The organism is Stenotrophomonas maltophilia, assembly GCF_013464915.1.
GTDB classification, from domain to species: Bacteria; Pseudomonadota; Gammaproteobacteria; order Xanthomonadales; family Xanthomonadaceae; genus Stenotrophomonas; species Stenotrophomonas maltophilia_AT.
In genome coordinates, this window is sequence record NZ_RAVT01000053.1 from 35990 (window position 1) to 45146 (window position 9157).

8 protein-coding genes are annotated in these 9157 nt (G+C 68.5%); 7 read left to right on the plus strand and 1 reads right to left on the minus strand.

Features of this window, described 5'->3' with window-relative positions:
- Window positions 1-66: 66 nt before the first annotated feature.
- From D7T59_RS17765 to D7T59_RS17790, 6 genes are all read left to right on the plus strand, one after another.
- Window positions 67-1029 carry a mitochondrial fission ELM1 family protein gene (locus D7T59_RS17765; RefSeq protein WP_180853030.1) on the plus strand — a complete coding sequence of 321 codons (963 nt, stop codon included), beginning with the start codon at window positions 67-69 and terminating at the stop codon, window positions 1027-1029.
- A 358-nt stretch (window positions 1030-1387) separates the two neighbouring features.
- A complete protein-coding gene (locus tag D7T59_RS17770; protein WP_164138501.1) occupies window positions 1388-1618 on the plus strand; it encodes a hypothetical protein in 231 nt (76 codons plus the stop codon).
- A gap of 48 nt (window positions 1619-1666) precedes the next feature.
- Complete coding sequence (locus D7T59_RS17775; RefSeq protein ID WP_180853029.1) at window positions 1667-2518, plus strand: DUF2145 domain-containing protein; 852 nt, start codon at window positions 1667-1669, stop codon at window positions 2516-2518.
- Window positions 2519-2537: 19 nt separating this feature from the next.
- Window positions 2538-3032, plus strand: coding sequence for a hypothetical protein (locus tag D7T59_RS17780; protein ID WP_180853028.1), 495 nt, complete (start codon window positions 2538-2540; stop codon window positions 3030-3032).
- 32 nt (window positions 3033-3064) lie between these two features.
- Complete coding sequence (locus D7T59_RS17785) at window positions 3065-3577, plus strand: hypothetical protein (protein WP_106549739.1); 513 nt, start codon at window positions 3065-3067, stop codon at window positions 3575-3577.
- A gap of 74 nt (window positions 3578-3651) precedes the next feature.
- Window positions 3652-4212 carry a queuosine precursor transporter gene (locus D7T59_RS17790; RefSeq protein WP_049480270.1) on the plus strand — a complete coding sequence of 187 codons (561 nt, stop codon included), beginning with the start codon at window positions 3652-3654 and terminating at the stop codon, window positions 4210-4212.
- Window positions 4213-4333: 121 nt separating this feature from the next.
- Here D7T59_RS17790 and glnE read toward each other — a convergent pair whose 3' ends face one another.
- Window positions 4334-7129: a bifunctional [glutamate--ammonia ligase]-adenylyl-L-tyrosine phosphorylase/[glutamate--ammonia-ligase] adenylyltransferase gene (glnE, locus tag D7T59_RS17795; protein WP_180853027.1), complete on the minus strand. Its 2796-nt coding sequence runs from the start codon at window positions 7127-7129 to the stop codon at window positions 4334-4336.
- A 385-nt stretch (window positions 7130-7514) separates the two neighbouring features.
- On the opposite strand from glnE, the gene D7T59_RS17800 reads away from it, so the two are divergent.
- A complete protein-coding gene (locus D7T59_RS17800) occupies window positions 7515-9029 on the plus strand; it encodes an acetyl-CoA hydrolase/transferase family protein (protein WP_164138510.1) in 1515 nt (504 codons plus the stop codon).
- Window positions 9030-9157 lie beyond the last annotated feature (128 nt).

The following is a 9157-nucleotide window of genomic DNA, read 5'->3' on the forward strand; positions in this document are numbered from 1 at the left end:
ACGAGCCGCAGTGTAGAGTGTCGCGACTGTTGCAACACCCAGCAGGGCTGAAACGAATTAATGCCAATGGTGAAACGATCAAGCGCGCCCTGGACGGTCACTGATGGCCGAGCGGGCAATGTCCGCCAGGCGGTCGCGCTGGCCTCGGCGCTGCGCCAGGGCACCCATCGGCCGCTGGTGCTGCAGCCCCGCGCCCCCTGGCGCTGGGTCTCACCACGGCGCCTGCCGGGCGATGTGGATGGCTACGGCGAGGCCTTCGCGACACTGGCCGCCGAGGCCCCGGCGCTGGCGATCGGCTGTGGCCGCCAGGCTGCCGGTGCGCTGCGCGTGCTGCGTGCCCGTGGCAGCCAGGTGGTGCAGATCCTTGACCCGCGCATCGGCGCACGCCACTGGGATGTGGTGGTGGTGCCCGAGCACGACGCCCTGCGCGGCAGCAATGTGCTGACCCTGCTCGGCAGCCTCAACCCGGTGGACGATGACTGGCTGGCCTGGGGCCGCGCCGCGTTCGCCGGCTTCAGCACCCTGCCCGGCCCACGCACCGCGCTGCTGGTGGGTGGGCCAACCCCGCTGGCGCCGTGGGACGAGGCGCGGATGGTCGGCGTGTTCCAGGCCCTGGCCGAGCAGATCCGCAGCGAAGGCGGCAGCCTGCTGGCCACCACCTCGCGGCGCACGCCGCCGGCACTGGCCGAGATCCTGCGCGCCACCTTCGCCGGGCTGCCGCATGTGATCTGGGGCGATGGCGGCGACGGTGTGAACCCCTACGGGGGGCTGCTCGGCTGGGCCAACCGCGTGGTGGTCTCGCCCGATTCGGTGAACCTGCTCTCTGAAGCCTGTGCCACGCGCATGCCGGTGATGGTGGCGCTGGCCAATACCGTGCAGGGGCGGCTGGCGCGCTTCCAGCAGCAGCTGCGCGAACGTGGACGGCTGCAGGAACATTGGCTGGACTGGCAGTACGACCGCATCGAGCCGCTGCGCGAGACCGCGCGGGTGGCGGCGGAAGTGAGAGCGCGGCTGGGGCGTGCGCAATGACCCGGGAAAGGAGCCGACCGGGTCCGGGAAAGGAGCCGACCAGGTAGAGTCGACTGTTAGTCGACTACCGCGCGCAGCGCGAGGTTTTCAGCCATACCGCCAATGACCCGGGAAAGGAGCCGACCGGGTAGAGTCGACTGTTAGTCGACTACCGCGCGCAGCGCGGGGTTTTCAGCCATACCGCCAACGGCAGTCGACCAACAGTCGACTCTACCGCGCAGCGGCCCAAGCCCCGCGCCCTGGCCCAAGCCCCCAACGTGCTCCGGCCCTCCGTTACCCGGGTGTCCAGCGATTTCTGAACATTTCGATCCGGCTGCACGGTTAGAGTCCAGCTTCCCCCATCACGCTGAACGTCTTCATGCGCACCCTGCTCCTGCTGCCACTGGCCCTGCTCGCCGCCTGCTCCACCGCGCCCACCGAGCTGGACCCGATTTCCTACCAGTGCCAGCAGCAGCTGGATGCATACCGCGAACAGCCGGCCCTGCGCGATCCGAAGACGGGCGAGCGCCCGCCGCTGCCGATCGCGCCGATCAGCGAGGCCTGCGATCGCGAGCTCAAGCGCAAGGGCGTGGACCGCCCGCTGCGCTGACCGGCGTATGATCGGCGCGCGGGCCTGCCCGCCGTTGAAGGTACCGACATGGATTGTTTCTCCCGCCTGCCCCGCGCCGCCCTGCTGACCGCCAGCCTGCTGGCGACCACGCCTGCATGGGCCAACAGCACCGAGTGCCGCGAGCGCTACCCCAGCGTGGCCTCGCAGGCGGCGATGCTGGACGTGGCCTGGACCACCGCCGAGCGCCTGGATGCGCTGCCCGATGTGGACGTGGTGGTCGCCGCGCGCGGTGGCCAGGATTTGAGCCGCTATGGCCTGCGCCACAGCCACCTGGCCTTCCTGCTGCGCGAGGACGACGGCCGCTGGCGCGCGATGCACCTGCTCAACCGCTGCAAGACCGACAGCTCGCAGCTGTACCACGAAGGCCTGGGCAACTTCGTCGGCGAGAGCGGCGGCCACACCGACCTGCGCATCGGCGTGCCATCGGCACCGTTGCGTGCGGCACTGCGCGCGATGCTGGTATCACCCTCGATCCAGCCCAAGGCGCTGCACGAAACGAAATACAACGTGGTCGCCTATCCGTTCGCCACCGACTACCAGAACTCCAACCAGTGGGTACTGGAAGTGCTGGCGGCGGCGATGGCGCAGGCCGAAGGCGCGCCGGCCATCGTCAAGCGCGAGCAGGCCCAGCAGTGGCTGCGCCAGCAGAAGTACCAGCCCAGCGTGCTGCATATCGGCCTGGGCAAACGCGTGGGTGCGCGCCTGTTCGTGGCCAACGCCACCACCACCGACCACCCGGCCGGCGAACGCATTTCCGGCAACTATTCGGTGGTGACGGTGGAATCGGTGTTCGACTTCCTGCACCAGCGCAGCCAGCTGCAGCAGGAACTGGTGATCCCCCATGTGCCGGTGGCCGGTGCTGCCGCCGCCACGCCCTGAATCCCGCGAGGAGAACGACATGCGTCTGCTGCGTGTTTCCCTGATGCCGATGGTGATCGTTGCCGGCCTGCTCGGCGCGAACACCGCCCATGCCGAACGCCGCATCATCATCCTGCAGGACCCGGGTCCGCAGGGGCCGAGCCTGGAAATGTCCGCGCCCCTGGTTGCTTCAGCGCGCGCCGCCGCTGCCAGGGAAGCCCAGGATGCCGGGCTGCCGCCCGGCCATGGCGCATCGGTGAAGCTGCCGCAGATGCAGGTGAGCGCCATCGCCACCACCGTCGACGGCCGCCGCGAAGTGCTGCTGCGTGATGCCAACAACCCGCAGAACACTGCGTCGATGCAGTGGCCGAAGCGCCCCGGCGATCCCGCCGTGCAGTTCACCGTGGGACAGACCGTGAACTTCGAGCCGACCGGCACCGACCAGGGCTGGCAGGTGAAGGACAACCAGGGCCGGCCGCTGGAATACCTGCCCGAGGCTACCGGCCCGCGCGACATTTTCGATACCCGGCGCTGAGCCGCCGTCCCCACCCTGACCAGGAGGTCTCCATGTTCCGTTGCCTGCGCGTTCCTGCTTCCGCCCTGCTGCTCTCCGCACTGCTGGTGCCCACCGTCCATGCCGGCGCCGCACCGCAGTTGAACAGCAGCGAGGCCAGCGTGCTGATCACCTCGGTGATCGTGGTTTCGGTGCCCCTTGCCGCATCGGCGGGCCTGTCCGAACTGTCGAAGGCGCCGTTCAAGGCCAGCGAACGCCGTGAGAAGGCCCAGCGCACCAAGGCGGTGCCGCTGCCACCAATGGAAGTGAAGAAGGTGGAGACCACGCCAGCGGGCGAACGCCAGGTGCAGCTGCAGGTGCCGGACAAGGCCGACCAGACCGCCACCCTGCGCTGGCCGGCGCGCGTGCACGAAGACCAGACGGCCGCGTTCGTGGTCGGCCAGCAGGTGCATTTCGACCCCACTGAGGCCGGTGCCGGCTGGACCGTGAAGAGCGCGCAGGGCCAGGCGTTGGCCTACGTGCCCACCGCCTATGCCGCTGGCGATGTGATGAGCGAAGCGCTGTAAAGCTGAACCAGCGTTTTTGGATTTGGCGCGGGCCGGGCGGATAATGGGTGATTCCCTTTGTCCCCTGGCTCGCCATGTCCGTGCGTCCTGCCCCTCTTTTTGCCCCGCTGACCCCGCGTGCCCTGGTACTGGCGGTACTGGCGATGGGCGCGGTGGTGCTGCTGTCCAACGTACTGGTGCAGTACCCGATCAACGATTGGCTGACCTGGGGTGCCTTCAGCTATCCGGTGGCGTTCCTGGTCAGCAACCTGATCAACCGCCGCTTCGGCCCGGGCCCGGCGCGCCGCGTGGCGTGGATCGGCTTCCTGGTGGCGGTGCTGCTGTCGATCTGGGTGGCCACCCCGCGTATCGCCATTGCCTCGTGCTCGGCCTTCATCGTGGCGCAGCTGCTGGATATCACCGTGTTCGACCGCCTGCGCCGTGGCAGCTGGTGGCGCGCACCGATGGTGGCCACCACCTGCAGCGCGACGGTGGATACCACCATTTTCTGGTCGATCGCGTTTGCCGGTTCCGCCCTGCCGTGGGTGAGCTGGGCCGCCGGCGACCTGGCGGTGAAGCTGGCGATCGGCGTGTGCCTGCTGGCCCCGTTCCGCGCGCTGCTGTGGAAGATGGCGCCACTGCGCGCCACCAGCTGACCTTACATGCTCTGGTAGGTGCCAACCTTGGTTGGCACGCTGTTGCCGGGGTCATGAACGCGGATGGGTTGTGCCAACCAAGGTTGGCACCTACCAACTGCAGACCTCCGCCATCCGCCGCTCAGGCGAACGGCAGCTCCGCGGCTCTGCACGCTGCCGTAATCGCCGCACACGCCTCTTCAATCGCCGGCGTGGTCGGTGCCAACCGCGGGCGCCGGTCCAGCGTGCAGGCCAGGCCCACGTCCAACAGCGTGGCATGCGCTCCATGCAACGCCTGCGCGGTGCCTTCCGGCAGGAATCCGGCAACCGCCAACGCATCGATCAACGACGGCGTATCGCGCGGCTCCAACAGCGCTGCATGCTGTGCACTGCGCGCCAGTACGCCGGTCTGCAGCAGGAACTCCAGGTCCACTACGCCGCCGGCGCCCTGCTTCAGGTCCAGCCGCGCGGCATCGCTGCGGTCCAGTTCGGTGCGCATGCGGCCGCGCATCTTCAACACATCGGCATACAGTGTGGCCGGATCACGCTCACGCCCCAGCGTCTGTGCGCGCACCTGCTCGAAGTCGGCCAGCAGACTGGCATCGCCAGCCACGCCACGCGCGCGCACCAGTGCCTGGTGTTCCCAGGTCCATGCGCGCTCGCGCTGGTATTCGGTGTAGCTGGCCAACGAAGACACCAGCGACCCCTTGCCACCGTCCGGGCGCAGGCGCACGTCGATGTCGTACAGGCGACCGGCAGCGGTGACCGCACCGAGCAGCGCCATCACCTTCTGTGCCAGCCGCGCATACCAGCGGCCCGGCTCCAGCGGGCGCGCACCATCGCTGGCATCCACGCCGGCCGGGTTGTCGTGCAGGAACACCAGGTCCAGATCGGAACCGAAGCCCAGCTCCAGGCCACCCAGGCTGCCGTAGCCGATGATCGCGAAGCGCCCACCGGGAATCTCGCCGTGTGCGGCGCGCATGTCCGCTTCGGCCATCGCCAGCACGGTGACCACCACTGCCTGCGCCAGCTCGGCCAGTTGCCGGGTGCTGTCCACCGCACCCTGACGGCCATCCAGCGTGGCCATCGCCATGCGGAAGCTGAGCGCCAGCCGCGTTTCATTGAGCCAGCGCAGCGCGGATTCGGGATCCTCCACCGTCAGTACCTGCTGGCACTCGGCCAGCATCCCGGCGGCATCCGGCATCGGCCCGGACACGCGCACGTCCAGCAGTTCGTCCAACAGCAATGGATACGCAGCCAGGCGTTCGGCCAGCAGCGCACTGCGCGCCAGCACGTCCACCAGCCGCGCCAGCGCACTTGGTTGCTCATCCAGCAGTGCGAGATAGCTGGTCCGGCGCAGCACCGCCTGCAGCAGGCCGAGCACGCGCTTGAGCGCGGCGTCGGGCTGGGGCGAACGCGTGGCCGCATGCAGCAGCGCCGGCAGCACGCGATCCAGTCGCGCACGCGCGGCATCGGACAAGGACTTCACACCGGTGCCCTGGGCGAAATCGCGCAGCGACTGGTCGGCGCCGTTGGCATCGAGGAACCCGGCTTCGGCCAGCAGCGGTGCATTGCTGCCGTCGGGCAGGCTGCGCCAGTAGTTGGCCAGCGCGTCGGGCGCGGCCTGGCCCTTGCGCGGCGCCAGCAGCGCGGCGAACTCGGTGCTGACCCGCTGCTGCTGCACGGCCAGTGCCGCGCGCAGCACGTCCCAGTCCGGATAACCGAGGCCGACGGCGATGCGCTCGCGATCCAATGCATCGCTGGGCAGCACGTGGGTCTGCGCGTCGCGCAGCATCTGCAGGCGGTTCTCCAGCCGGCGCAGGAACAGGTAGGCCTCGCGCAGCGCGGCGCCATCCTCCGGCGCGATCTGACCGGCGGCCACCAGTGCATCCAGTGCCACCAGCAGGCGGCGTTCGCGCAATGCCGGTTCGCGTCCACCGCGGATCAGCTGCAGCGCCTGGCACAGGAACTCGATTTCGCGGATGCCGCCGGCGCCGCGCTTGATGTCCTCGTGCAGTTCGCGGCGCGCGACTTCGGCGGTGATTGCCGCCTTCATCTCGCGCAGGCCGTCGAGCGCGGTGAAATCCAGGTAGCGGCGGTACACGAACGGGCGCAGGGTCTGCAGCCACGCTTCACCGGCCTGGATATCGCCGGCCACCGCGCGCGCCTTCAACCACGCATAGCGTTCCCAGTCGCGGCCCTCGCGCTGAAAGTACTGGTCCATTGCCGCGAATGACAGTGCGACGCGGCCAGCGCTGCCGAACGGGCGCAGGCGCAGGTCGACGCGGTGGCTGAATCCATCGACGGTGGTTTCGTCCAGCAGCTTGGCCAGGCGCTGGCCGAGGCGGGCGAAATACTCTTCGGCGGCCAGCGCGCGCGGGCCATCGGATTCGCCGCCGTGCGGGTAGGCGTAGACCAGATCGATATCGGAACTGAAGTTGAGCTCGCCACCGCCAAGCTTGCCGAGGCCGAATACCACCAGCTGCTGCGGGGCGCCTTCGCCATCACGCACCACGCCGTGGCGCTGGGCGAATTCCTGCTGCAGGGCCTCCAGCGCCAGCCGCAGGCAATCCTCGGCCAGGGTGGTGGCGCCGGCCAGGGTCTGCGCCACGTCGTCCAGCCCAGCCAGGTCGCGCCAGATCAGCCGCGTGGACATCGCCGCACGCCAGCGCCGCAGCTGTGCCGGCCAGTCGCTGGGCTGCAGGGGGTCGAGCACCGGCGCCGGGATCGGCGGGCAACCGGGGGCGGCCAGCTGCGCCAGCAGGCCGGGCTGGCGGACCAGGGTGTCCAGGGCGAAATCGCTGGCCACCGCCAGCCGGGTCAGCAGCGGCTGCAGCTCAGCCGGGGCGGGCTCAGGCAGCACCTGGGCCAATCGCGACAAGGCGCGGTCGACGGCGGGCTGCAGGGAGGCGGGCAGTTCGGCGGGGGCGAGGGTCATGGGCCGATTGTATCGAGCCGGTCGGGACGCAACGGACCCGGTAGTGCCGGCCGCTGGCCGGCAGATTCGATGATCCCGCCGAGGGTTACTGGGGTTGCCGGCCWGCGGCCGGCACTACCGATAATGGAAACCGCGCATTCATACTGGGCGACAAGCAATAAAAAAGCCCGCTTGCAGCGAACTGCCAGCGGGCTCTGCTCCCTCCCCCACGTCGGGATGCAGGGCCATCGTGCGGGCTGCGAAAGCACTTTGCACGCTGCACTGCAAAACAAAACCGGCGGGTATGGGTGCCCCCTGCGGGGAAAAGCCATTCCACGAAGGTAGAACCCCCCGTACGGATGGGGATGGCCGATAATCGGGATTCCCCCAAGCAACACGTGTCGTCATGTCTGTTGATCGCATCGCCAACGCGCGTCTCCGTGACCGCGTGGTCTCCGCCGAGGCCGCAGCCGCGCTGATCCAGCCCGGTGAAACCGTGGCCATGAGCGGCTTTACCGGCTCCGGGTATCCCAAGGCCGTTCCCGTCGAACTGGCCCGCCGCATCGAAGCGGTGCATGCCCAGGGCAACCCCTTCCAGATCAAGCTGATGACCGGTGCCTCCACCGCGCCGGAGCTTGATGGCGCGCTGGCCAAGGCCGATGGCATCGCCATGCGCATGCCGTTCCAGAGCGACCCGGATGCGCGCAACCGCATCAACGAGGGCAAGCTGGATTACATCGACATCCACCTCAGCCACGTGGCCCAGCACGTGTGGTTCGGCTTCTACGGCGGGATCGATACCGCCGTGATCGAAGTCTCGGCCATCCGCGAGGATGGCTCGCTGGTGCCGTCCACCTCGGTGGGCAACAACAAGACCTGGCTGGACCTGGCCAAGAAGGTGATCGTCGAGGTCAACGAATGGCAGCCGGCCGGCGTCGACGGCATGCATGACATCTACTACGGCACCGCGCTTCCGCCGCACCGCAAGCCGATTCCGCTGGTGAACGCCAACGACCGCATCGGCGACACCGCACTGCGCTGCGACCCGGACAAGATCGTGGCCGTGGTGCGCACCAACGGCCCGGACCGCAACAGCCCGTTCAGCCCGATCGATGCCACCAGCGAGCAGATCGCTTCGCACCTGATCGAGTTCCTGCAGCACGAGGTGAAGAAGGGCCGCCTGCCGCCGAACCTGCTGCCGCTGCAGTCGGGCGTGGGCAACATTCCCAATGCGGTGCTGGCCGGCCTGGCCAAGAGCGGTTTCCGCGACCTGGCGGCGTTCACCGAAGTGATCCAGGACGGCATGCTGGACCTGCTGCGCGACGGTGTGCTGAGCTACGCCTCGTGCACCGGCTTCGCGCTGAGCCCGCAGGCCAACGAGACGTTCAAGGAGAACATCGATTTCTACCGCGAGCGCATCATCATGCGCACGCAGGAGATCTCCAACCATCCGGAACTGGTGCGCCGCCTCGGCTGCATCGGCATGAACGGCATGATCGAGGTGGACATCTACGGCAACGTCAATTCGACGCACGTGATGGGCACGCGGATCATGAACGGCATTGGCGGTTCCGGTGACTTTGCCCGCAACGGTTTCCTGTCGGCGTTCCTGAGCCCGTCCACCGCCAAGAACGGCACCATCTCGGCGATCGTGCCGATGGCCAGCCATGTCGACCACACCGAGCACGACGTGTCGGTGATCGTGACCGAACAGGGCCTGGCCGACCTGCGTGGCCTGACCCCGCGCAAGCGCGCGCAGGTGCTGATCGACAACTGCGCACACCCGGATTTCCGCCCACAGCTGCAGGATTACTTCGACCGTGCCAGCCGCGAGAGCTACGGCAAGCACACCCCGCACCTGCTGCCGGAAGCGCTGTCGTGGCACCAGCGTTGGCTGGATACCGGCACGATGAAGGGCTGATTGCGTTGAGGGTCAGAGCCCTTTTCTGCCGAAAAGGGATCTGACCCCGGTCACGCCCAACGTCGGGGTCGGATCCCTTTCCACAGGAAAGGGCTCTGACCCCAGGTAAGGGCATCGGGTAGAGCCGG